This window comes from Halococcus sp. AFM35 (assembly GCF_051195015.1).
Classification (GTDB): Archaea; Halobacteriota; Halobacteria; order Halobacteriales; family Halococcaceae; genus Halococcus.
In genome coordinates this window covers 38,715-62,929 of sequence record NZ_JBNTJU010000014.1, presented here as the reverse complement: position 1 = coordinate 62,929, position 24,215 = coordinate 38,715, and the positions used below count along the sequence as shown (strand labels likewise).

At 65.0% G+C, this 24,215-nt stretch carries 24 protein-coding genes; 5 read left to right on the top strand and 19 right to left on the bottom strand.

All coding sequences use genetic code 11. The features are described from left to right. The first annotated feature begins 11 nt into the window (after positions 1-11). The gene (locus ACQUQO_RS11920; RefSeq protein WP_435078243.1) at positions 12-524 is read left to right on the top strand and encodes an uL15m family ribosomal protein; all 513 of its coding nucleotides are present in this window, start codon (positions 12-14) and stop codon (positions 522-524) included. 7 nt (positions 525-531) lie between these two features. Beyond that, complete coding sequence (gene secY / locus ACQUQO_RS11915; RefSeq protein ID WP_435078242.1) at positions 532-1,962, top strand: preprotein translocase subunit SecY; 1,431 nt, start codon at positions 532-534, stop codon at positions 1,960-1,962. 405 nt (positions 1,963-2,367) lie between these two features. On the opposite strand, the gene ACQUQO_RS11910 is transcribed toward secY, so the two are convergent. From ACQUQO_RS11910 to mdh, 6 genes are all read right to left on the bottom strand, one after another. Beyond that, positions 2,368-3,264 (bottom strand): polysaccharide deacetylase family protein, encoded by an 897-nt coding sequence (locus tag ACQUQO_RS11910; RefSeq protein WP_435078241.1) that lies wholly within the window; start codon positions 3,262-3,264, stop codon positions 2,368-2,370. Then, positions 3,261-4,373, bottom strand: coding sequence for a glycosyltransferase family 2 protein (locus ACQUQO_RS11905; RefSeq protein WP_435078240.1), 1,113 nt, complete (start codon positions 4,371-4,373; stop codon positions 3,261-3,263). The genes ACQUQO_RS11910 and ACQUQO_RS11905 overlap by 4 nt, the downstream gene beginning before the upstream one ends. A gap of 288 nt (positions 4,374-4,661) precedes the next feature. After that, a complete protein-coding gene (locus ACQUQO_RS11900) occupies positions 4,662-5,081 on the bottom strand; it encodes an iron-sulfur cluster assembly scaffold protein (protein ID WP_435078239.1) in 420 nt (139 codons plus the stop codon). Between the two features lie 51 nt (positions 5,082-5,132). Further along, positions 5,133-5,282 (bottom strand): 50S ribosomal protein L40e, encoded by a 150-nt coding sequence (locus tag ACQUQO_RS11895; RefSeq protein ID WP_435078238.1) that lies wholly within the window; start codon positions 5,280-5,282, stop codon positions 5,133-5,135. 44 nt (positions 5,283-5,326) lie between these two features. Then, a complete protein-coding gene (locus tag ACQUQO_RS11890; RefSeq protein ID WP_435078237.1) occupies positions 5,327-5,824 on the bottom strand; it encodes a DUF367 family protein in 498 nt (165 codons plus the stop codon). 38 nt (positions 5,825-5,862) lie between these two features. Then, complete coding sequence (gene mdh / locus ACQUQO_RS11885; RefSeq protein WP_435078236.1) at positions 5,863-6,774, bottom strand: malate dehydrogenase; 912 nt, start codon at positions 6,772-6,774, stop codon at positions 5,863-5,865. A 218-nt stretch (positions 6,775-6,992) separates the two neighbouring features. On the opposite strand from mdh, the gene ACQUQO_RS11880 reads away from it, so the two are divergent. Beyond that, entirely contained in the window at positions 6,993-7,631 is a 639-nt protein-coding gene (locus ACQUQO_RS11880; protein ID WP_435078235.1) for an Sjogren's syndrome/scleroderma autoantigen 1 family protein, read from the top strand. Here the strand turns inward: ACQUQO_RS11880 and ACQUQO_RS11875 are convergent, their stop codons facing one another. From ACQUQO_RS11875 to ACQUQO_RS11820, 12 genes are all read right to left on the bottom strand, one after another. Beyond that, entirely contained in the window at positions 7,632-7,997 is a 366-nt protein-coding gene (locus tag ACQUQO_RS11875; RefSeq protein ID WP_435078234.1) for a hypothetical protein, read from the bottom strand. A gap of 39 nt (positions 7,998-8,036) precedes the next feature. Then, the gene (locus ACQUQO_RS11870) at positions 8,037-10,451 is read right to left on the bottom strand and encodes a DEAD/DEAH box helicase (protein WP_435078233.1); all 2,415 of its coding nucleotides are present in this window, start codon (positions 10,449-10,451) and stop codon (positions 8,037-8,039) included. A gap of 65 nt (positions 10,452-10,516) precedes the next feature. After that, positions 10,517-11,101, bottom strand: coding sequence for a dolichol kinase (locus ACQUQO_RS11865; RefSeq protein WP_435078232.1), 585 nt, complete (start codon positions 11,099-11,101; stop codon positions 10,517-10,519). Beyond that, positions 11,101-12,852 carry a glycine--tRNA ligase gene (gene glyS / locus ACQUQO_RS11860; protein WP_435078231.1) on the bottom strand — a complete coding sequence of 584 codons (1,752 nt, stop codon included), beginning with the start codon at positions 12,850-12,852 and terminating at the stop codon, positions 11,101-11,103. Before glyS ends, ACQUQO_RS11865 begins: the two co-directional genes overlap by 1 nt. Next, positions 12,845-13,696, bottom strand: coding sequence for a CBS domain-containing protein (locus ACQUQO_RS11855; RefSeq protein WP_435078230.1), 852 nt, complete (start codon positions 13,694-13,696; stop codon positions 12,845-12,847). The genes glyS and ACQUQO_RS11855 overlap by 8 nt, the downstream gene beginning before the upstream one ends. 46 nt (positions 13,697-13,742) lie before the next feature. Then, positions 13,743-14,273 (bottom strand): DUF7529 family protein, encoded by a 531-nt coding sequence (locus ACQUQO_RS11850; RefSeq protein ID WP_435078229.1) that lies wholly within the window; start codon positions 14,271-14,273, stop codon positions 13,743-13,745. Between the two features lie 41 nt (positions 14,274-14,314). Beyond that, positions 14,315-14,728 carry a DUF7555 family protein gene (locus ACQUQO_RS11845; RefSeq protein WP_435078228.1) on the bottom strand — a complete coding sequence of 138 codons (414 nt, stop codon included), beginning with the start codon at positions 14,726-14,728 and terminating at the stop codon, positions 14,315-14,317. Further along, positions 14,728-16,065, bottom strand: a complete 1,338-nt coding sequence (locus ACQUQO_RS11840; RefSeq protein WP_435078227.1) for an ABC transporter ATP-binding protein — start codon at positions 16,063-16,065, stop codon at positions 14,728-14,730. The genes ACQUQO_RS11845 and ACQUQO_RS11840 overlap by 1 nt, the downstream gene beginning before the upstream one ends. Further along, positions 16,058-17,287, bottom strand: coding sequence for an ABC transporter ATP-binding protein (locus tag ACQUQO_RS11835; protein WP_435078226.1), 1,230 nt, complete (start codon positions 17,285-17,287; stop codon positions 16,058-16,060). The genes ACQUQO_RS11840 and ACQUQO_RS11835 overlap by 8 nt, the downstream gene beginning before the upstream one ends. Next, positions 17,284-18,747, bottom strand: a complete 1,464-nt coding sequence (locus ACQUQO_RS11830) for an ABC transporter permease (RefSeq protein WP_435078225.1) — start codon at positions 18,745-18,747, stop codon at positions 17,284-17,286. The genes ACQUQO_RS11835 and ACQUQO_RS11830 overlap by 4 nt, the downstream gene beginning before the upstream one ends. A 3-nt stretch (positions 18,748-18,750) precedes the next feature. Then, positions 18,751-19,812 carry an ABC transporter permease gene (locus ACQUQO_RS11825; protein ID WP_435078224.1) on the bottom strand — a complete coding sequence of 354 codons (1,062 nt, stop codon included), beginning with the start codon at positions 19,810-19,812 and terminating at the stop codon, positions 18,751-18,753. Between the two features lie 141 nt (positions 19,813-19,953). Continuing rightward, complete coding sequence (locus tag ACQUQO_RS11820) at positions 19,954-21,831, bottom strand: ABC transporter substrate-binding protein (RefSeq protein ID WP_435078223.1); 1,878 nt, start codon at positions 21,829-21,831, stop codon at positions 19,954-19,956. 174 nt (positions 21,832-22,005) lie between these two features. Between ACQUQO_RS11820 and ACQUQO_RS11815 the strand changes: the two genes are divergently transcribed. Then, on the top strand, positions 22,006-22,176 hold the full coding sequence (locus ACQUQO_RS11815; protein ID WP_435078222.1) for a DUF7556 family protein: 171 nt from the start codon (positions 22,006-22,008) through the stop codon (positions 22,174-22,176). A 15-nt stretch (positions 22,177-22,191) separates the two neighbouring features. Here ACQUQO_RS11815 and ACQUQO_RS11810 read toward each other — a convergent pair whose 3' ends face one another. Beyond that, positions 22,192-22,695: a 2'-5' RNA ligase family protein gene (locus tag ACQUQO_RS11810; RefSeq protein WP_435078221.1), complete on the bottom strand. Its 504-nt coding sequence runs from the start codon at positions 22,693-22,695 to the stop codon at positions 22,192-22,194. 262 nt (positions 22,696-22,957) lie between these two features. On the opposite strand from ACQUQO_RS11810, the gene ACQUQO_RS11805 reads away from it, so the two are divergent. Beyond that, positions 22,958-24,214, top strand: coding sequence for an argininosuccinate synthase (locus tag ACQUQO_RS11805; protein WP_435078220.1), 1,257 nt, complete (start codon positions 22,958-22,960; stop codon positions 24,212-24,214). Position 24,215 lies beyond the last annotated feature (1 nt).

Genomic DNA, 24,215 nt, shown 5'->3' with positions numbered 1-24,215 from the left:
AATTACCAACGATGACAAGCAAAAAACGACGCCAGCGCGGTTCGCGCACCCACAGCGGCGGCTCACACAAGAACCGCCGCGGGGCCGGCCATCGGGGCGGGCGCGGGCGCGCGGGGCGCGACAGTCACGAATTCCACAACTACGGACCGCTCGGCAAACACGGATTCAGTCGCCCGGAAAAAGTCCAAGAGAAGGTTCTCACCGTCGAGGTGCGCGAACTCGACGAGGACGCCGCCCTCTATGCGGCCGACGGGGTCGCCGAAGAGACCGACGACGGCTACCGCCTCGACGCACGCGACGTCGTCGAGGACGGCCACGACGCCGACGCCGTGAAGGTACTCGGCGGCGGGCAGGTTCGCCAGAGTCTGTCGGTGACGGCCGATGCGTTCTCCGAGAACGCGCGCGAGCTTCTCTCCGAGGCGGGCGGCGAGGCCAGCCTGAGCGAGCGCGGCGAGGAGCGGTTGGCCGAACGCGAAGACGAGGAGGAAGAAGCCGAAGAGGATACAAACGCGGAGTCGGGATAGACCGTCAATGGGCTGGAAGGAGACCGCAGAACCCGTCCTGACGCGGATGCCCTCGGTGCGACAGCCCGAGGGTCACATCCCGTTCAGGCGCAAGCTCGGCTGGACGCTCGGCGTACTCGTGCTGTATTTCTTCCTGACGAACGTCTATCTCTACGGGCTGCCGTCGCCGAACGCCGGAACCGACCTCTTCGGGCAGTTTCGGACGATTCTCGCCGGCGGGCGGGGGACGGTCCTCCAGCTCGGCATCGGGCCAATCGTGACCGCAAGTATCGTGCTGCAACTACTCGGCGGGGCGAATCTCTTGGGATTGGACACGAACGACCCACGCGACCAAGTGCTCTATCAGGGCCTCCAGAAGTTCCTGGTGCTGGTGATGATCTGTCTCACGGGGCTGCCGATGGTCTTTGCCGGCAACTACCTGCCGGCGAGCCAGCAGGTCGCGGCGTCGCTCGGCATCGGTATCGTGGGCGTGAAGTGGCTGCTGTTCGCCCAGATATTCGTCGGTGGCGTGCTCGTCCTCTTTATGGACGAGGTCATCTCGAAGTGGGGCGTCGGCTCCGGTATCGGCCTGTTCATCGTCGCTGGCGTGAGCCAACAGCTCATCGGTGGCTTCTTCGGCGGGGACCAGTTCTTCGCCGACTGGTTCGCCATCGTCACCGGAGCCATCGAGGTCTCGCCGCTGACGGGTGAAGGTATCCAGACGCTGCTGTTCGGACCGGGCCACCTCGTCGCGCTCTTCACGACGGTCCTCATCTTCGTGGTCGTGGTGTACGCCGAGTCGGTGCGCGTCGAGATTCCGCTCAGTCACGCCCGGGTCAAAGGCGCACGCGGGCGTTTCCCGGTCAAACTCATCTACGCGAGCGTCCTGCCGATGATTCTCGTGCGGGCGCTCCAGGCGAACATCCAGTTCCTCGGCCAGATACTCAACTCGCAGGTCGGGCTGCCGGCGTGGCTCGGCGTCTATTCGAGCGGCCAGCCAGTAGGGGGGTTGTTCTACTACCTCGCGCCCATCTACTCGCCGAACGCGTGGCTCGGGGCGAGTCAGGCGGCGTGGCAGGTCGCGCTGCGCATCGGCGTCGACCTCACCTTCATGGTCGTCGGCGGCGCGATATTCGCGGTCTTCTGGGTCGAGACCGCCGACATGGGACCGGAGGCGACCGCCAAACAGATACAGAACTCCGGGATGCAGATTCCGGGCTTCCGCCAGAACCCCGGCGTCATTGAGAAGGTCATGGAGCGGTACATCCCGCAGGTGACGATCATCGGCGGAGCCTTGGTCGGGGCGCTCGCCGTCGGGGCGAACATGATGGGTACCATCGGGCAGGTCTCCGGCACAGGATTGTTGCTCACGGTGTCGATCACCTACAAGCTCTACGAGGAGATCGCCGAAGAGCAGTTGATGGAGATGCATCCGATGATGCGCCAGATGTTCGGCTAAATGGTTGGATAAGCGTCGAGTCGGGTCTATCGGAACGATTCGTGAACTATTTTCAGCTGGACGAGACCGCTCGATTATCGCGGCTCAGGTTCCGGGGTCCCGCACGGACTGTTGTCCGCGCGAGAGCAGCCGTCGGGCGATGACCACGAGACCGTTCGTAAAGCCGCTGCCGAAGACCGCGGTTTCGTCCCCGGCAGACACAGCACCAGCCACCGAGCACACCACCACACCGTTTTTCTGCGGACCATGATGTCGGACAATCGTCGGGACGGTTGGGACGCCTTCGACGGATGGACGCATAGCTATTCACCGAAAGCGACGGGTTCAATCGCGGGTTAGACCGCGGGCGTCCAACCGTTTCGGGCGAAATCGGTTTCGCCACGGCGTTCGAGACCACATCAGCACTCACCCCTCGATGCGGTGTCGTGACACGTTCTCGACGGGGTCCCGGGCGTACTCGCGCGCAACGGATGCGGCCGTGTCGAAGGCGAACTCGTCGAGCAGCGCTTCGAGCTTGTCCTGCAACCGTCGAATACCGTACGCGCTAACGAAGCGTTCGTGTGCCCCAACGTCCGCATCGTTCACCGCGCGGGCGACCGCCGGGTTGAACTCCCACGGATGGAAGTACACCGTCGCCGGCAGCCCACGGGCGTTCAGAGTGGCGATACCGCGAGCGAGAAGCGACGACGGCAGCAGGCGTGCGTAGAATCCGCCGGCGACCGGAAGCCTGAGACGGGGATGGAACACGGCGAGCGGCAGTTCGACGAGGTCGCCCCCTCGCTCTCGGGCTTCGAACGGCGCGTCCGAGGCGGGGCGGTAGGGACCGACCGGCGCGCCGCTCACCCCGTACATCGGCGTCCGAACGGGGAAGACGCTCGAATCGTACCGATAGCCCGCCGCCGCGAGCATCCCGATTGCCCAGCCAGTCCGTCGCGTCACCGAGAAGTTCGGTGCGCGGAAGCCGACCGGTCTCGTGCCCGTCGCGTCGTGGATGGCCCGCGCGCTGTGAGCGAGTTCCCCAGCGAAGGTCTCCCTGTCGAGTTCGAACAGCGGCCGATGGGTATGGCCGTGCGAGGCGACCTCGTGGCCCGCATCGGCGATTTTCGCCACCAGCGATGGATGCTCGCGGGCGAGCTCGCCGACGACGAAAAACGTCGCCCGCACGTCGTAAGCGGCGAGCGTATCGAGGACGATGGCGACCGACCGCCCGATGTGGGTTTCGGGGTCACACACCGCGTCTCGAAGCAGCGTCGCCGAATACCAGTGTTCGACGTCGAAGGACAGAACGTTCGTCGTGCTCATCGCACCGTCCCCTCACGTCCGGCGCTCTCGAAGTAGGTGCTGAGCGAGTGTAACACGATGGCGGTGAAACACGCGAAGATGCCCAACAGCGTGAGGAAGACGGCCATGAGCGCCAGCCCGAACGGGAACGTCCCCGACTGAACGTAGTTGGTCGCCGCCCAGTAGCCAAAGCCCAATCCGCCGAAGGTGAGCGAAAACCCCGGCACGGCGAGCGCCGTCAGCGGGCGCTCGCGCTCGATGGTCTTCAAGATGTTTCGAACGAGCGCGACGCCGTGGGAGACCGGCGCGTGCGTGCTCGGGTTCTCGACGTCGTAGCTGACCTCGATGGCGACCTCCTCGATGGCGTAGTCGTAGTGATGGGCGTGATAGAGGATGTCGATGCTGGCGCTCATCCAGTCGCCGATGGCCGGGTCGGCCGCCAGCGTCGCAATCGCCTCGCGGTCGTACGCCCGGAACCCACTCTGGGTGTCGCTGACGCGCGAGGACGTGCGCACGACGCCCATGCTCAGATTGGTGAGTGTATTGATCGTCTTGAGACCGGCTCGACGATAGAGCGGCACGTTCGACGCGACGCCGCCGACGAACCGGCTGCCGATGACGAGATTGGCGGCAGTGTCCTGTTGAGCGTCGACCAGCCGGGGAACGTCGGCGGGGTCGTGCTGGCCATCGCCGTCGAGGACGACGAGGTGGGCGACATCAGCGCGCTGTGCGACCGCAAAGACCGTCTTCAGGGCGGCCCCGTAGCCGCGATTGCGCCCGTGCTCGCTGACGAGCGCGCCGGCGGTCACGGCGCTGTCGGCGGTGTCGTCGTCGCTGCCGTCGTCGATAACAAGTACGGCGTCGGCGTACTCGCGTGCTCGCTCGACGACGCCGCCGATGGTCGACGCCTCGTTGTACGCCGGAATCGCGACCAACACCTCACAGCCCGAGCCGGCCAGCGTCGATACCGGCTCACCCTCGGCGGTCCGTTCGTGACCAGCGGTCATCCCGTTGCCCGCAAGCGTGTCAACGGACTCGAACGCGCGCGCGGTGCGCGCGCCATTGCTCTCGATGAGCGGTGCCGTCCGCTCGCCGGTCGTGCTGCCGTCGTTCCCGGTAGTCTCACTCATCCTCTCACCCACTCCCACCTCGTCGCGGCCGTCTATACATATTAATCAGTTATCAAACCCGAACGAACGGTTGGGTCACGAGTCGGGGTTCGAACGGTGAATTATTCCACGCGAATCGTTGCTAATTACCACGGCTGACGCCTGAATCGATGCGCGGGCGACGAACGGGCCTCCCCACCGTCGGACGAGCGCGTCAGCGACGAGATATCGTCGTACGACCGCCGGTTCCCCGAGCGAACCGTTCGACCGAGGACGAGGAAAAACTCCGCACAGCGGTCGCCGCCTGGGTTATTCGGTTTGGGTCTTCTCGATGCTGGTCTTCTCGCCACGGTGGATGGCCGCGCCGTCCTGGGCGACCATCTCGGCGAGCACGGCACATTTCACCCGCATGGGGCTGATATCCACACCGAGGAGGTCGATGACGTCGTCGCGGTCGAGGTCCGCGAGTTCGTCGAGCGTCATCCCCTGGAGTTCGCCGGTGAGCATGCTCGCGCTCGCCTGACTGATGGCACACCCGTCGCCATGAAAGGCGGCGTACTCGATGGTTTCGCCGTCGTCGGCGAGTTTGACGTCGACGGTGATTTCGTCGCCACACATCGGGTTCTCGCCGACGTGGCTGAAGGTCGGGTCGTCGAGTTCGCCGTAGTTGCGGGGGTTCTTGTAGTGGTCGAGTATCTGCTGGCGGTACATGTCCGAGCCCATGCTCATGATAGGATGAATAGACGTGTGCGACCCAAAAGGATTCCGGGCAGCGAGGTTTCAGGCGCTGCGGCGCTCGCGAGCCTTCCGTCGGAGGTTCTTGTAGCCACACTTCCGGCAGCTGTCCGCTCTGGATGGGTTGCGGGCGTTACAGCGCATACAGATCATCTTGTCGAGGATGCGCGCTTCCGCCTGTTCGAATCTGGCCATGTCATTCGAAACAGGCCTGTGGGGTTAAGCGTTTCCGAAGCGGGCTACTCGGCGGCGAGATACTCCTCTTGGACGGCGACCACGTCCGTCGAATCCGTACAGTCGGCATACCGACGGAGTGGCTCGTCGTTGAGTTCGAGGAAGGTATGGCCCCAGCGGAACTTCGCGAGGAGCGTCTCGGCCTGTGAACGCTCACCGAGGATGCAGAGCGCGCCGGCAAGCGCCTCGACGGTCGTCAACTGAAAGGGCGTGCCGTAGTTCACCGGGTTGGCCGCGACCAGAAACGGCAGCGCACGGTGTGGGCCGCCGAGCGAAAACTGCTCATCGTCGGCGGTTGCCCACGAGCAATCGAGCGCGACGAGGCGCTCGGAGCTCTCGCGGTCGGCCGGCGAGAGCGCCCGCTCGGCGTGGGGGTTCAACACCACTCCTGTGGGCGTGTCGCGTGCCGAGCGATGGAGGGCGGCGAGGTCGAAGCGGGCGAGCTTGCGGGCGGTGCATTTGTCGGGGTCGTCGTCGCCCTCGTAGCGGACGTGCAGCTCCACACTAACGATATGTGACCCGCAAGGAAAGCTCGCTCGGCTCAGCGAATCGCGTCGTACTGCTCTTCGAGCTTGTCGGCGGCCTGCCCGAGCTGTTCGCGCTCGTACTCCGAGAGCGTCCAGTCGACGACCTCGGCCCCGTCGCCCGTGAGTTTCACGGGCACGCCGAGACCCACACCCTCGTGGCCGTACTCGCCGTCGAGCGGTATCGAGGCGGGGAGCACAGTCCCCGTATCGCGGACGACGGCCTCGACCATGTGGCCGACGCCGGTCGCCGGACCCCACTGTGTCGCGCCCTTGCGCTCGATGACGTTCATCGCGCTCGCCTGCAGGCTTTCGAGGATGTCCTCGCGCTCGTCGTCCGAAAAGTCGGGGTCCTCGCCGTCGATGCGGACTTTCGAGAACACCGGCACCTGCGCGTCGCCGTGCTCGCCGAGAATCGTCGCCTCGACGTTCCGAACTTCGGTGTCGAAGCGTTCGGCGAGGACGTATCTGAACCGAGCCGAATCGAGCCGGCCGCCGAAGCCGATGACGTGCTCTCTGGGCCGGTCACCCATCTCGTAGAGGTGGCGATTCAGCAGGTCCATCGGGTTCGAGGTGGTGATGGAGACGAACTCGTCGTTGTGCTCGGCGAGCGAATCGCCGATGTCCTCCATGATGGGCGCGTTGTCCTCGGCCAGATCGAGCCGGCTATCGCCGGGTGAACGCGGGATGCCGGCGGTGATGACCACCACGTCAGAACCGGCAGTGTCCTCGTAAGTTCCCTGTCGAACCGTCGTGTTCGTGTCGTAGGCCACGCCGTGGTTGGCGTCGGCGGCCTGTCCCACAGTGGTGTCCTCCTGGTCGGGGATATCGACAAAGACGATCTCGTCGGCCACGCCGCGCAGCGCGATGTTGTAGCCTGCGGCCGCCCCCACGGTGCCTGCCGCGCCGACAACGCTCACTTTTACCATGCTACCGTGAGTGACTCGCGGCGCGGGCTAAAGCGCTTCGAAACCCCACGATTTTCCACGCACGTTCACCGGATTCAGCCGCGTCACGAAAAACTCGATCTCGGCCCGTCTCGACCCGGTTCGCGGCGGAAGCGCCTCACGACAGGCCCGCGGACCGTTACCGGAACGTTGCAATCACACCCACAGTCCTTTTTGAGACTCGACGCCCTTGGGTAGGTATGAGCGACTTCGATAAGGAAGCCGAGCGCGAGAAACTCCGCGAGCGCTTCGCCGAGGAGGACGAAAAGCGCAAGACCACCGAGCAGATGAGCGAACTGCTCCTGCAGGGCGCGACGATGACCGACACCCACTGCGACACCTGTGGAAGCCCGCTCTTTCGCTACGACGGCCAGACGTTCTGTCCGACCTGCCAGCAAGCCACGACCGAAGGCGGGGCGGACGGCCGAGCAGCCACCACGGACGCGGCCGCCGACGAACCAGCATCCACGACCGCGAACGGCGGGCAAGCCGCCAGCGAACGACCGCAAACGCGACCGAACCGCACGGACCGGACGCCACAGAGCACGACCCAGCAACCACGGAGTTCGGGGTCGGCACCGACGCGGAACCGGCGCGCAGCGACCTCCCCGACTGACGGCGATACGCAGGGGAGAGATGGACCACAGCCGGAAACGACCACCCGGCCCGCGGGCGGGGCAAACGACCTCGACGCGGCCGAGGCGTCGCTGTCGCGCACGCTCGCCGAACTAACGGCCACGGCCGAAGAAACCGAAGACTTGGGCCGGAAGCGCGAACACCTCGCCGCCGCGCGCGAGGCCGCCGAGGCACTCGATGCCGTGCGGACCGCACGGAAGTAGTTAGACCGTCTCGTCCGGGTCGACCTCGAATCGGGGACCGCCGCGGGCGATGTCGAAACCCATGAACGCGAACAGCACGGCCAACGAGAGGGTGGCGACGGCGTAGAACGCACCGTCAGTACCGAAGGACAGATTCGTGAGTTGATAGACCCCTATCATGAAGAAAGCGAGGCCCAAAATCCGGTGCCAGCCGAACCGTTTCGTGATGGGTGTCTCGAAGCCGGCGAGGACGAACAGCAGTCCGGTGAGGAACAACAGCCCCGATGAAATGCCGAGATTGCTAAATCCAATGAGAGCGGACAACCCGACTCCCAGCAACAACATGAGATAACCGATCCAGCGGGAGCCACGGCGCGTTATGGCCATACCAAAGATTAATTTTCTAATAGAAAAAGCCATCGCCGCCTACTGGTTGTAGTCGCTGCCGACGACCTCGCGGATGCGTTCGGCGGTCACCTCGCCGACGCCCGACACCTCCTGTAGGTCCTCCTCGTTGGCGATCATCACGCCCTCGACGCTGCCGAACGCTTCGAGCAGAGCGCGCGCGGTCACCGGCCCGATGTCCGCGATGGCGCTCACAACGTACTCCTGCTGTTCGTCGAGCGTTTTGGTCCCTTTCTCGCCGTGGACGCTCACCTCGCGGTCGGCCACCTCCTGTTCCCGGCCCGCAATCACGTGCAGGAGGTCCGCGGTGTCGGACTCGTCGGTCGTTCGGAGGACGCTCGCGCCGAAATCAACAGCTAAGGAGGCGAGCGCGCCCCGAATGGCGTTCGGATGGACGTTGCGCTCGCCGTAGAGGTCCCCACCCTCGATGAGCACCACAGGGTGGGCGTAGTGGCGCGTCGCATCGCCGACCTGCTCGAATATCGAGCGGTCGCCGCCGGTGAGCGTATCGAGGAAATCGCTCACGGATTTGCGCTCGACGACCACCCGATCCGACAGCACGTAATCACCCACCGCGAGCGTTTCGAGGCGGGTCTCACAGTCCTCGCGCGTCGAGAGGTCCCGGGCAATTGACGAATCGAGCTCGCGCTGGTCGACGACGATTTCGACGCCCTCGTCGCTCGCTGCGGTCGCTACCACCCCATCGTCCTCGGTCTCCCTCTCGGAGTCGGCGTCGTCAGTCTCGTCGGCCGCTTCGATAGCCGAATCGGTTTCCGACGGCACGGCGAACGACGACAGCCCCGACTGGCCGCCATCACCCGCCACGCCGCCGTCCGATGGCTCTCCCACCGGGCCGTCGAACGCATCGAGACCCTGCTGGGCGAGGTCGGATTCGATGGCTCCGGCGGCGTCCTTCAAACTGTCAAGTTCGTCGGTCATGCGGGACTGCTCGTGGCGCGACTTCCAGAAATACGCCTCGTCGCGGGTATCCTCGGCGAGCAACACCATTACCCGGCCCTCGGTCTGACGACCCGTCCGACCCTTGCGCTGAATCGAGCGGATGGCTGTCGGCACCGGCTCGTAGAACAGGACGAGATCGACTTCCGGCACGTCGAGACCCTCCTCGGCGACCGATGTCGAGACCAGTACCTCGAAGGCCCCCGCTCGAAACGCATCGAGGGTCTCCTGTTGTTCGGTCTGGGTCATCCCGTCCGAGCCCTCCTTGTCGCCCTGTCCGACGAACTTCCGCGTCTCGAAATGCGCGCCCAGAAATTCCGTAAGGGTTTCGGCCGTATCCCTGGATTCGGTGAAGACGATGACCCGCTCACCACCCTCGATGCCCAGACACTGGGCGAGCAGGATGCGCGCCCGGCGGAACTTCGGATGGAGGTCGTCGTAGGTTTCGGCTTGCTCCATCGCCTCTCGAACTTTGGTCTCGGAGACGAACCGCTGGCTCGCCTTCGACGCGCCCGACGAGCGCGCGGCGTTGCGCTGGCGCTCGAAGTATCGACGGAGGGATTCGACGCTTTGCGTCTCGGCGAGGGTCACCGCCCGCCGGAGTTTCATCACTTCGGCGTGGATGGACATCCCCTCGTAGCCCTCCGATTGGTCGTTGTCGATGAGCTGCTGGAGTTCGCCCCGAATCCGATTGAGGTCGCGCTGGGAGATGTCCGCACTCGTCGCGCGCGTCACGCCGAGTTCCTTCAACTGTTCGAGCCGCTCTTCGATGACCGCAACCAGCGCGTCCCGGATGGTGAGGATCTCGTCAGGGAGCGTCACGCGCTCCCACTCGACGCTCGTGTCGTGGGTATACTCGGCGACGTCGGCGTCTTCCTCGGTCATCACCGTGACGTTGGCGAGACCGAGGTTCTCACAGACCGAGCGTATCGCCTCCTCGTCGCCACCCGGCGAGGCGCTCATCCCCGTCACGAGTGGCGTCTCGGCGTCGGCGTGGTAGCGCTCGGCGATGTAGTTGTACGCGTACTCACCCGATGCGCGATGGCACTCGTCGAAGGTCAGATGCGTCGTCGTGGAGAGGTCGATACGGCCGCCGATGAGGTCGTTCTCGATGACCTGCGGGGTGGCGATGACGACCCGCGCGCGCTTGAAGAGGGCTTCGCGGTCGTCAGGACTGACCTCGCCGGTGAACACCACGATCTCGTCGTCGGGAATCGTGAGCGCTTCGCGGTAGAACTCGGCATGCTGAGTGACCAAGGGTTTCGTTGGCGCGAGCAGCAGCGAGGTGCCACCCTGCTCGTGGAGGCGTTCGGCAGTCACGAGCAGGCTCACGGTCGTCTTGCCGAGTCCAGTGGGCAGACAGACGAGCGTGTGCCCGCTTGCAGCCTCGTCGGCGAGTTCGGCCTGATAGCGCCGTCGTTCAAGCACGCCCGGTTCGACGAGCGGGCGCTCGACGTACTCCTCACCTGTGGCCGCCATTGGGCCGTTCTACCGCCCCATCCCGAATAAGGGTTCGCAGTCGAGAGTGAAAGTGAAACCGTTCGCTATCCGGGCGCAAGCGGAGCGCCGCCGGTGAGCCAGAGTCCAAGGGAGATGGCGAGCGCCGCCGCCACAGGGATGGTGAGGTTGTCGTCGATGACGTAGCCACGGAAAACGGGTTTCACGCCATCGGCGAGCGTCGCGGCGAGCGCACCGAGCAGCGCGGGCACGAGCGGGACGAACGGGATGGCGAGCACGAAACAGACCGCAAACGTGACCGCGAGCACCGACAGTTCCTTCATACTCCGGGGTTCGCTCGACCCCAACAGGCCGCTCAGCGGGTCGGCAATCGTCAGCATCAGGATGGCCGGGATGGCAATCCGCGCATCGAAGGCAAACGCGACGACGGTCGCCGCGACCATGTAGAGCGCGTAGCCCGCGAGATTGGTTTGTTCATACTCGCGGGTGAGTTCCTCGTAGAGCCGCCAGTCCAGTCCCACAGAGAGGCGCACGGCTTCGAGACAGAGCGCGACCAACGCCCCGAACAGGAACAGCCACCGAACCCACTCGTAGGTGATGATGCCGAGCAGATATGCCGCCGGCAGCGCCGTGCCGCTGACGTGGACGGCCCGACGCTTGAGTTCGCCCATCAGGCGTCGAGCGATTCGTCCGCCCGCAGCGCCGCGAGCCGGGCGGGCAGCTCGGCGGTGGCGATGCGCGTTTGAACTGTCGAATCGCGCTCGCGCACCGTCACCGTCCCCTCCTCCAGTGATTCGTAATCGACGGTCACACAGTAGGGTGTCCCGACCTCGTCCTGTCGGCGATAGCGCCGTCCGATGTTACCCGAATCGTCGTAGTCGACCGAAAAACCGGCCTCGCGCAGGTCGGCAGCGACCTCGCGGGCGCGCTCGCCCAGCCCGTCCTTGTCCATCAGCGGGAACACCCCTACAAATGTCGGTGCGAGCCTCGGGGGGAGGGCGAGATAGCGCCGCGGCTCGCCCTCGACTTCGTCCTCGCGGTAGCTGTGGGCAAGAATAGTATAGAGGACGCGTCCGATTCCGAAGGAGGGTTCGATGACGTGTGGCGTGACGTGCTCGCCGGTGATGGTCTCCGTACGCACCGCAAAGCCGGTTTCCTCGGTCGGCACGGTGTAGCTCTCGCCGCCGATGTCGACGGTGACTGCCTCGCCGTCGAACGCGGAGGGGTCCCGCTCGGCGAGGGCAGCGAGCTCGTCGGCCACGTCGCCGGCGTCCGCGCCGAACTCCGGACCGAGATAGCTCATGTTCGGCTCGACCGAGGGCCGCTCGACGGTCCGTGGCTCGTCGTAGGGTTTGAACACCGAGAAGTCCTCCTCGGAATACTCGTCGTGCTTCGAGAGGTCGTAGGCACCGCGGTCGGCGAAGCCGGTGATTTCGATCCAGTTGCCGTCGAGTTCGGTCTCGGCGTCCCAACAATCGCTCGCGTAGTGGGAGAGTTCGTCAGGCAGGTGCTGGCGATACCTAAATCGGTCCATGTCGACGCCGACGCTCTCGTACCACTCCCTGGCGATGGCGAGGTAGTAGGCGATCCACTCGCTCGTGATGACGCCCGTATCGAGCGCCTCGTCGACGGTCAGCCGTTCGATACTTCCCTCGGACTCCTGTGCGGCCGCCGAGTAGAGTGGAAGCGTGACGTCCGCGACCGGCTCGATGGGTGGGCCATCCGTTTCGGGGTCGACGAACTGTTCGAGTTCGGCCATCGTGAACTCCCGCACCCGGATGAGCGAGCGCCGCGGGCTGATCTCGTTGCGGTAGCCGTGGCCGATCTGGGCGACGCCGAAGGGGAGTTGATTGCGCGCGTACTCGGCGAGGCGGGGGAACTCGACGAAGATTCCCTGTGCAGTCTCGGGACGTAGATAGCCCGGCGAGGACGAACCGGGACCGATGGACGTCTCGAACATCAGGTTGAACGCCTCGACCGGCTCGCCGGCCAGTTCTCGGCCACACGACGGACAGGATATCCCGTTGTCGGCGATGAGTTCGGCAACGCGCTCAGTGCCGAGGGACTCGGCCTCCTCGATTCCTGTACTATCCTCGACGAGGTGGTCGGCGCGGTGGCTCGCACCACACTCCGGGCATTCGAGGATCATGTCGTCGAATCCATCCAAGTGCCCGGAGGCCTCGAACACCGCCTCCGGAGTCACCGTCGGCGAGGAGATCTCCATGTTGTCCTCGCGGGTGACGAAGCGCTCGCGCCAGCTCGCTTCGAGGTTGCGTTTCAGCGCTGCGCCCTCCGGGCCGTAGGTGTAAAAGCCGCTGGCTCCCCCATATGCCTCGTTCGCGGGGAAGAAGAATCCGCGGCGCTTGGCGAGTTCGGCGAGCGTTGCGGCGTCCGCACCGGCGGCGGTCTCGGGGTCAGCCATCGAGCGCCTCCAACAGGTTCACGTCCCGGACCACGCCGATGAGGTCACTCCCGCTGACCAGCGGAATCTGTTCGATGTCGTTCGTTATCATCGCCCGTGCAGCCTCCTGTGCCGTCCGTGTCGTCCCGACGCTCACGACATCGCTCGTCATGAACTCCCGAACAGGCTCGTTCGGAATTTCGACGTTTCGCGTGGGGAAATACCGGTTGCCGACGGCCTTGATTCCCTCCCACATCCAGTCGTCGTCCTGGCCGGCGATGGCATCACCAGTCTGGGCCTCACCCTCGACGACTCGGGCCACGGCGAGGATGTCCGGTTCGGTGAGCACGCCACACATCTCGCCGTCGTCGTCGAGCACCACGGCGTAGGGCACGCCCGAGTGTGAGAGTTCACGCTCGGCGACCGGTAGCGGCGTGCCGGCGTAGACGGCGTTGACGGTTCGGGAGGCGAGGTCGCCGACCTGTCTGTCGCCGGCAGCCTCGCCCTCTGCAATCGCCCGTACCACGTCGGTGACGGTGATGATTCCCTCCAGATAGCCGTCCACCACCGGCACGCGGCGGGCATCCTCGGCAACCATCGTTGCGGCAACCGCCTCGATGGTCGTCTCGGAGGTCGTCGTCGGGCCGTCCTCGACGAGCAGGGCGAGCTGGTCCTCGTCGGGCCGTTCGATGAGCGTCTGTCGCGAGACCAGCCCCCGAAACTCCTCGTCGTCGCCCTCGCCCTTGACGACAGGGACCGAGGAGAACGCACGCTCCTGGAGGTATTCGAGCGCGTCGTCGCGCGTCCCGGGCAGCGAAACCGTAACGAGCGACTCGCGCGGCGTCATCGCGTCGGCGACGTTCATGAGCGTTCACTGGCTTCCCACCTACAAAGTCCTTCCACTTCGCTGGCTATCGGACGGCGTCGTAATCGGTCGCCGGGAAGAACTTCTCGGGGTCGTCGTGCTCGAACGACCCCAGCCGCGTGCCGTCGAGCGTCTGGAGATGCGTGTACATCGCTTCGGCCTCGCTGGCGGCACCCATCAGCGGCCGCGAGCCACGGCGCTCGAACCCGCCGGCGACGAACACCGCCGTCTCGCTGTCCGGGTCGGCGAGCAGCGTCACCAGAAACACCTGGCCGTGCGATTCGTTGCGGAAGACGTCGTACTGGGGGAACCCGCCGTTCTCGAACGCATCGGAGAACTCCTCGGCGTAGTTATCGGGAATCACGTAGACCAATCCGAAACGCCCCTCGTCGCCGCTGTCCGGCGCTTCGGTCGCGGTGTGGCCAGCCGGAATCGTCAGCGTTGTCCAGCCGTCGGCTTCGTACTCCTCGGCGAGGGCGTCCATATCTTCGAGCGTCGCCGCCCACGCCTCCTTGAGACCGTCGGCACGGGCGGCGAGTCGGTCGTCGTGGTCGGCGTTCTCGCTCGTTTCTGGCATATGGACGTTTTCGAGCGCGGGGTGTAAAGCCTGTTGCCCGCTCAGGCGGCGACGCCGAAGCCCGCCTCCATCACGAACGACGTCACCAGGACGAGCACGCTCGCGACGAACAGCTTCGCCGGCGGCGACAGTCGCTCGTCGGGCGCGAGACCGTACCGTCCGAGCGGCGGCAGCCGCTGGACGAACGCCTGAAAGCTTGATTCGTCGCGGTCGACAATCACCGGGTCTTCGTCCTTCCACGGCGGCGTCGGCCGGAGTTGGAGCGCCGATAGCCCGAACAGGAAGAAACCGACGAAAAACAGCGCGAACTTCACGCCGACCCAGCCCGCACCGAGGGGAAAACTCACGACGGCCGCCAGCGCAACGAGGACGGCCACGAACGCGAGCGAGTAGACGACCGCGTCGAGGGCCTGCCGCAGTCGAAACGCCGCCGGTCGCGGCCGGTCGGCGGCCATCACTGCTCGTCGAAGACGGTGTGGGCGAAGAACTCGCCCGGCTCCTCGTGCTCGTCTTTGTGTCGGTGACAGAGACTCGTCCGCCCAGCCTCGCTCACCTCGTGGTGGGCCGGCATCTCCGTATCGCACTCGCTGCCGAACTCCTCGCGCAGACGGGCGATTGCCCCCTCCTCGTCGTTGTCGCGCAGGTGCTCCTCGACCGCGTCGAGATGGCTCTGGATTTCGTTCGGGACCTGCACGTCGCCGAACAGCTCCTCGTGCATCTCCTCGACGTCCGAGAAACGGGTGTCCATGCCGAGCAGTGCGCGCGCACGCTCCGAGAGCGAGCGCTCGGCACGGTCGCGCTCGCGCAAGACTTCGCGGAACACCTCGATGCGCTCCCAAAGCTCGTCGTCGGTCTCACGATACTTCTCGGGCCTGATCTTCGCCGGACAGCGCGTGCTGAACGGACAGCCCGTCGGCGGGTCGCGCGGGCTCGGCGGCGTCCCTCGCAGCGTGATGCGGTCCTTGTCGCTCTCGGGGTTCGCCTCGGGAATCGCCGACAGCAACGCGTGCGTGTAGGGATTCGCCGGGTCGGCGAACAGCTCCTCGCTCGCTCCGACCTCCATGATGTTGCCGAGATACATCACCGCCACGCGGTCACAGATATGCCGCACCACCGAGAGGTCGTGGGCGATGAACAGGTATGTCAGCCCAAATTCGTCCTGGAGGTCTTCGAGGAGGTTCAATATCTTCGCCTGCACCGAGACGTCGAGCGCGCTCACGGGTTCGTCGAGCACGATGAACTCCGGCGAGAGCGCAAGCGCCCGCGCGATGCCGACGCGCTGGCGCTGCCCCCCGGAGAACTGGTGGGGATATCTGTAGTAATGTTCCTCACGCAGTCCGACGGTTTCGAGCAGTTCGCGCACCCGCTGGCGGCGTTCGCGTGGCGTCTTCCAGTCGTGAACGTCGAGCGGTTCGCGGACGATTTCGCCGACGGTCATCCGGTCGTTGAGACTGGATTCTGGGTCCTGAAAGACGATCTGGGCGTTGCGCCGCCAGTCCTTCAGTTCGTTGCCCGAGAGCTGGGTGACGTCGGTCCCGTCGAACTCCACAGTTCCGGCGGTCGCCGATTCCAGCTGGACGAGCGTTCGCCCGAGCGTGGTCTTCCCACAGCCCGACTCGCCGACCAGCCCGAGGGTTTCGCCGCGCTCGATGTGGAGGGTCACGTCGTCGACGGCCTTGACCGGCTCGTCGGTGAGCAGTCCCCCGCCCTCGTAGTAGGTCTTCAGGTTCTCGACGTCGACCAGTGTCTCGCCGCTCGATACTTCCCTCTCGCGTTGGATGGTTTCACTCATCGAGTGCCTCCTCGCTGTCCTCGCCGCGCCGCCGATGGGTCTCGACGGCGCTCGCACGCGATTCGTCCTCGGGATAGAGCAGGCAGGCGGCGGTGTGGTCGCTCGCCCCCTCGTTCACCGGCACCGAGACCGGATGAACGCTCTCGCATTCGGCAAACGCCTCCGGGCACCGCGGCGCGAACCGACAGTACGTCGCGGGTTCGTTCGGCGTCGGCACGTCGCCCTCGATGGTTCGCAGGCGCTCCTCGTCGGGGTGGCGGCCCGGAATCGATTCGAGCAATCCCTGCGTGTAGGGGTGTTTCGGGTTCGCGAACACCTCCTCGACGGGTGCGGTCTCGACGATTTCGCCGGCGTACATCACGTTCAGCCGGTCGGCGATTTCGGCCATCACGCCCATGTCGTGGGTGATGAAGACGATGGACAGCCCACGGTCCTCCTGAATGTCCGAAAGCAGTTCGAGGATTTGGGCTTGAATCGTCACGTCGAGGGCCGTCGTCGGCTCGTCACAGATGAGCAGTTCGGGTTCGCAGGCCAGCGCCATCGCGATGACCGCCCGCTGGCGCATCCCGCCGGAGAACTGGTGGGGATACTCCGTGACGCGGCGTTTGGCGTCGGGAATCGAGACGGCTTCGAGCAGATTGATGGCCTCCTCGGTCGCCGCCTGCCCGCGGAGACCCTGATGGAGTCGGAGGGCCTCCTTGATCTGGTTGCCGACGGTATAGACGGGGTTGAGCGAACTCAGCGGGTCCTGGAATATCATGGCGATACCGTTGCCGCGCAGGGTTCGGAGCGCTGAATCCGGCATCCGCGTGACGTCGACGTAGCCGTCGGCGGGCTCGTCGCCGTCCCACTCCTCGACGAAGACGAAGTCGTCCTCGTCAGCGGCGTTCGCCCGCTCCTCGTCGGAGAGACCGGCGACGTCGGCCGTTCGGCTCTGGTTGGAGTCGGCCAGCCGTTCGAGGATAGCGCGGTCGCGGAAGTCGATGTTCCCGTCGAGGACGCGCCCGGGCGATCTGATGAGACCCATTATCGAGCGCGCCGTCACGCTCTTTCCCGAGCCGCTCTCGCCGACGATACCGACCGTCTCGCCCTCCCGAACGTCGAAGCTCACGCCGTCGACCGCGCGAATGGTCTCCTTGTCGGTGAAGAAGGCCGTTCGGAGGTTCTCCACGGAGAGCACTGTCTCGCCGGCGGGGCGTTCGCGCGGGAATTGGGTGCTCATGCGCCACCACCCCCGGCGACGGCGGCCTCGCCACCGTCGGTTCCCTCAGCGCCCTCGCTCTGTGGGTCGAGCGCGTCACGGATGCCGTCGCCGAGCGCGTTGAACCCGACCACGATGAGCGTGATGAGGATGCCCGGAATCAGCGAGATGTGCCACGAGACGCTCGCGACGTAGGGCTGGCCCGAGGAGACGACGCGCCCCCATTCGGGCGTCGGCGGCGAGATGCCGAGACCGAGATACGACAGCCCCGCCACGGCGATGATGATGCCGCCGAGGGTCAGCGACGCGTAGATGAGCAAGTAGCCGATGACGTACGGCAGCATGTGTTTCCGCATGATGATGCGGGGCCTCTGGCCGAAACTCTTTGCGGCGTCGATCCACTCTTCCTCGGCGATCTGGAGCGCCGGACCGCGCAGCGACCGCCAGAAGAAGGGCCAATACGTCAGCGAGAAGATGAGTATCAGCATGACGGCCCCGTTGTAGACGTTCGCGAGCCACGTGCTCGAAAAGACCGCCGACGCGAGGATGAGCACCAATAACACGGGTAAGGACTGAATCGAGTCGCTGGTGATGACCGTCGCGAGGTCGGCAAGCCCCTTGTAGTACGCCGTCAGCATGGCGAGCACGGTGGCGATGGACCCGGCGGCCAGCAGCGAGACAAGCCCGATCATCAGCGAGATGCGCGCGCCCGCCGCCATGAACGTGAAGAGGTCCTTGCCGTTCGTTATCGTTCCAAATGGGTGGAACCGTCCGTAGTCGTCGTAGCTCCACGGACCGACGTTCGAACTCGGGTTCCCTTGGGAGGTCGAGCCGAGGTTCGCGGTCCCGACGGTGACGTTCTGGACCGAGCCAAGCTCCTCGTCGTAGTACTTCGTGTAATGGGAGTACGGCTCCTGGATGTTCGCCTCGACGGTCGTCGGGCCGAGCGCCGGCGCGAACAGCGCCATGATGAAGAAGGTAAGCACGAGGACGAACCCGAACTGTCCCCAGCGATGGGAGCGCAGCCGGTCGACCACGTCGTCGCGGGGCGTCCAGTCGGCGTAGCGATAGTTCCCGCGGAACCAGCGGTAACCGACCCAGAACCAGCCGAGCCACGCGAACGCGTAGGCGTAGATAAGCGCGACCCGCAACAGCCACGCATACGCCGGCTCCAGCCCGAGGAACGTCCCCATCCACTCGCCGCCGGCGGTCTGGTAGCCACGGTTCGGGATGAGGCTCCGCGAGAGCAGCGTCGGAATCGCCTCGACGGCCTCGCCGGCGCTGACGAGCGCGCTCGCGCCTGGATTCGACGGAACGAGGCGTGCGACCGTCAGCACGAGCTGGATGACGACGCCGACGAACGCGCCGAGTTCGAGCGCGAACAGCACGGCCGCACCCGCCAGCCACCGCAGTGCCGGGCGCGGGTTCGCCGCGATGCGGTCGCGAAGCGGTACTTCCTCGTCGGTTGGTGTCTCACTCATGAATTACTCACTTTCGTAGCCGACGCGCGGGTCGATGAGGGTGTACAACAGGTCCTGCAGGATGTTCGTCGCGACGGTGATGAGGATGAAGATGAACATCAGCGCCCCCAGTAGCGGGAGGTCGGAGTTGATGGCCGCCTGGAAGAACAGGTAGCCGATGCCATTGATGGCGAAGACCGTCTCGACGAGCACCGAGCCGCCGATGAGCAAGAACGCCTCGCCGGTGATGATCGGTACCAGCGGGATGAGCGCGTTCCGAAAGACGTGTTTCCAGACGAGGCTCCGCCCGGAGACGCCCTTGGCGCGCGCGGTCTCGACGTACTCGGAGTTGATGGTTTCGAGGACCGCGGTGCGGCCGATGCGCATCTCGTTGCCCATCGAGGCCGACCCCAAGACGAGTGCTGCCGGCGCGATCTGTTTCAGCGCCGCGAGAAACGAACCGTTCGCGCCGGTCGTTAGCCACCAATCAATCGGACTCGTGATGGCACCGAGCGGGTTCGAGAGGAAATCGAGGTTCGGCGGCGTCAGGATATTGGTCGGGACGAGCCACTGCGACCAGTTGAAGCCGAAGAAGAGGTCTTGAGACTGGACGAGCGCGCTCACGAGAATGATGGCCAGCCAGAAGTTCGGCATCGCTCGCCAGACGATACCGCCGAAGGAGGCGAAGTAGTCACCGAACGTGTTCGGGTTCAGCCCCGCATAGAAGCCGAGCGGGATACCGACGACCAGCGCGATGACGACCGACCAGAAGCCGAGCCAGATGGTGCGTGGCGCGTAGCTCACGATGAGGCTATAGGCATCTCGCCCCGGCTGGATGACCCACGACTGTCCGAGGTCGAAGGTGAACATGTTTATCATGAAGTCGAAATACTGCTGCCAGAGCGGTTGGTTCAGCCCGAGCTGCTCGCGGATGCGGGCGATTCCCTGTGGGTTTCCGATGCCGACGATGGCCGCCGCCGGGTCGATGGGACCCAGCCTGACGAGCATGAACGTGATCGTCGTGCCGAAGACGACGACCGGAATCGCCAGCACGAGCCGCCTGAGGAAGTATCCCCACCGACTCATGGGGCTGTACTCGCTTCGGTACTGAGATGCATGCTATCTCCTCGTATGTGAGGTGAATTCATTATATCTTTCGTTCGGGTTCGAACAATCCTTACCGCAATCGATGCCAGCCGTAAACGACGAAACCGACGGCCAGCGCGGTTACTGGCGCTGTGAGGCGATCTTCACGTCGTCGTACTTCTGACGGCTCGGACCCATGCCGCCGTACGGTGGGATGTCGACCCAGTTGTACGCGAACTGCTCACCGAGGCTGTGGTAGACCGGCAGCATCGCCATGTCGCTCCAGTTGGCCTCCTCGATGGTGACGTAGGCCTCGTTGCGGGCCTTTTGGGCCTGTTTCGTCGGGGCCTGATTGTTCGAGACCTTATTGTAGGCCTGCGTGGCTTTCTTCGCCGAGTTGCCGTTCGCCTGCCAGTTGAGGTAGGACAACGGCGCTTCCGAGGAGGTGTCAGTGTTCGGCGGGTTGAGCAGCTGCAGGAAGTTGTCCGGCGCGGGCCAGTCGGCGATCCAGCCGAGGGTGTAGGCTTCGAGCTGGCCGTTGCGGCCGCGTTCGGTGAGGGTCGCAAACGGCGTCTGCTGGATCTGCATCTTGATGTGTGCCGTCGAGAGCTGGTCGCGGAACAGCTTCGCCATTGAGAGCCACGAGTCGGCTTGATACTGGGTCCACTGGACAGTGAACTGGTTGTTCGGCCCGTAGCCGGCGTCCTCCATCACCTGTTTGGCCTTGTCGATTTGGGTCTTGTTGTACCCGTAGGGATAGTTCTGCTTTGCGTGCTGGGTGTAGGCCTTCGACCCACCCGGATAGATGGGTTTGGGCGTGAAGTGATAGGCCGGCTCGCCGCGGCCCTTGAACACCTGTTGGGTGAGCTGCTGTTGGTTGGCGACGTAGGCGAACGCCTTCCGCACCGGAGCCGGGACCTTCGCCATGTTGAAGCCGACGTAGTAGGTGTTGATCTCCGGGACCGAGAGGTACTGGACCGTGCTGCCGTTGCGCATCGGACCGTACGTGCCGAACTCGCGGCCGAGTTTGTCGGGACCGCGCTGGACGTTGACCTTGCTCGGGTTGTAGAAGGAGGTCGGAATCCCGAACACGTCGGCGTTTTTCTGCATCGCGTAGTTGTACGTCGGCGAACTCTTCTCGATTATTTGCCAGTGGACACCCGCGATGGAGGCCGCGCCGCCGTGGAAGTCCTCGAACCGGGAGACCTCGGCTTCGGTGCCGGAACTCCACTTCTCGAACTTGAACGGACCGGCCCCGATTGGGTTGCTGGTGGCGAACTTGCTCTGGGACATCTCGCCCTCGTAGCCCTCGATGTCGCCGACGATGCCCTCCGGGATGACCGCGAAGGAGGTATAGGCCATCATCTCCTGGGCGGCGTGGAACGGCGCGGAGAGGGTGATTTCGAGGGTTTTCTCGTCCTGTGCCGTGAGCGCGAGCGTGCCGGGTTTGTACACCTCCTCGCCGTCCTTTGTCGTCGTCTCGTGGGCGACCCCCAGCGAGTCGAGGATGAAGTACGACCGTCGGGAGTTCGACGAGGCCGCGAGCCGCTCCCACGAGTAGATGACGTCCTTCGCGGTGACGTCCTTGCCGTTGTGGAACTTCGCGTCCTTCAGTTTGAACGTGTAGGTCGTCTTGTCGCTGGAGAGTTCGAAGCTCTTGGCGAGACCCTTCACGGCGTCGGCTTTCCCGTTGGGGTAGTTCATCAGCATCGAGTACAGCTGCTGATTGACGTACCCGCTCGCCTCGTCGGTCGCCGCAATCGGGTCGAAGGTCGTGATGGTGCTGTTGATGCGCTGGAGTACCTTCGACCGGTCGGCCTCGATGTTCTGTTGGGTCTGCTGGCCGCCGCTCCCGTTGCCGCCGGAGCCGTTGGCACCCCCACCGCTTCCGTTCCCACCTGAACCGTTGCCACCACTGCCACCGCCACCACCCGTGCAGCCGGCGAGCGCGAGCGCTCCGGCCGCGCCGCCGGTCGCCTTGAGGAATCGACGCCGCGTCTGTCTGTTATCGTCTTTCATTCCAATTGGAGGAGTTTTGCCGTATGCGCATAAGTTTTGTGTTGTGTCCCGCCTACCCACGTCCCGTGTCGCATTTTCACATGGTTTCGACGACCACACCGAACCGGATTCCGTGTCGTGGGAAACGATGACGGTCCGGTGAGTTTATATGTTAGTGGTATGTACTCACATAGTATGACGCCAGATACGGCCGCTGTGGCGACAGCCGGCCCCGCGGAGGACGTCATGGCCTCGGTCGACGATGACGGCAGCGTCGAGCGGTTCGTCATCGCCGATATCTCGCGGGACGACGCGTGGCTTTCGCTCCCGCTCGCCGAGACCGCCACACTCGCCGACTGGCAGTAACGTCTCCTTTTTTCTTCAGTACGACAGCGGCAGCGAGAGCGTGCTGACGCGCTCGTCGTGGGTAGCGTCGTGGAAATATAGCTCCGAGATGGTCCACTCGATTGGCTCGACGGCGAGTGCTCGAAGGGACTCGATGCGGCCGGCGCTCCCGCCACGGGCGAGGGTGATGTGGGGGACGTACTCGTCGCCTTCCAGGGCGGCTATCGCGCCGAACTCGCCGACGAGACGTTCGTGGATGGTCACGAGACCCGGACTCCCGATGGCGAGATATACCACCGGACCCGGACCGCGAACCGGGTCGTCGAAGGTCTCGATGCCCGTCACGCGCGCGGCAACGGTCGGCGCGCCGTCGAGCACCCGCCGGACGCGCTCTGCCAGCCGGTCGTACTCCTCACACTCGAAGCGCTTGCAGACCAGCGAATGGCGTTCGCGCACGCGCTCGAAGCCCGCCAGCCGAGGGTGGAGTTCCGCGGCGAGGCGCTTCACCCGACCGGGAGCCGGCACGTTGAGGCTGAACACAGCCGAGAGAGCGCGTCGAGCGGAATGACCCTACCGGTCGGTCTGCGCAAACGTTGCCGACCCGGAAGCGTTTAATAGTCCACCCGTCCACAGGACACACATGACGCGGACACACGACGCCGGCCCGTTCTACACTGCCGGCGCGTGCGCGCTTCGACCGCGACGACCGGGCCGTTAGGCCCGCATACACTTCTCTCACCGACTCGCTACGCTCGCCAGCATACCGAAGGGTTTGCTGGGCGAACTATCCACCACCCACCAGATGACACACTCAACACCCGACTCGACCGACCGCATCGCGCTCGCCTTCTCCGGCGGGCTTGATACGACCGTCTGCGTCCCGATTCTCGAAGAGGAATACGACTTCGACGAGGTCGTCGGCGTCACCGTCGACGTCGGCCAGCCGGAGGACGAATTCGACGAAGCCGAAGAAACCGCCGCCGCGCTCGACCTCGAACACCACGTGGTCGACGCCCGCGAGGCCTTCGCCGCAACCTGTCTCGACGCCGTCCGCGCGAACGCCACCTATCAGGGCTACCCCCTCGGCACGGCGCTCGCCAGACCCGTCATCGCACAGACCATCCTCGACGTCGCACTCGAAAACGATTGTACCGCGCTCGCCCACGGCTGCACGGGCAAGGGCAACGACCAACTCAGGTTTGAAACTGTGTGGCGCGCCTCGGACCTCGACGTCGTCGCGCCCGTGCGTGAGCTCGGTCTCACCCGCGAGGCCGAACAGGCCTACGCCGCCGAGCGCGATTTGCCCGTGGAGGGCGGCGACGGCGGCGCGTGGAGCATCGACACGAATCTCTGGAGCCGCTCGGTCGAGGGGTCGGACCTCGAAGAGCCTTCCTACGTGCCGCCCGAGGACATCTACGACTGGACCCAGTCCCCCGAAGGCGGGCACGAACTGCTCGAAATCGAGTTCAAGGAGGGCTACCCCGTCGCGCTGGACGGCGAAGATATCGGTGCAATCGACCTCATCGAGCGACTCAACGCGGTCGCGGGCGCACGCGGCGTCGGGCGCACGGACCTGATGGAAGACCGGATGCTCGGGCTGAAGGTCCGCGAGAACTACGAGCATCCCGCGGCGACAGTTCTTCTGAATGCCCACGCAGCCCTCGAAGACCTCGTGCTCACCAAGGAGGAACGGAGTTTCAAGAAGCAAGTCGACCACGAGTGGGCCGAGAAAGCGTATGAAGGGTTGCTCGCCGCGCCGCTGGTCGACGCGCTGGAGGGGTTCATCGATTCGACCCAAAAGCGCGTCACGGGAACTGTGACCATCAAACTGGAGGGGGGACAGGCCCGTCCGGTGGGCCGCGAGAGCGAGTATGGGGTGTATTCGGCCTCGGCGGCCTCGTTCAACACCGCCGACGTCGGCGGCGGCATCGAACAGAACGACGCCACGGGCGTAGCGAAATATCACGGCTTCCAGTCGCGGCTGGCCGGACAGGTCATCGAAAGTGCCGAAGAGACCGAAGCGGCCGTCGACGGCGGTACGGAAAACGGGGAGAACTGAG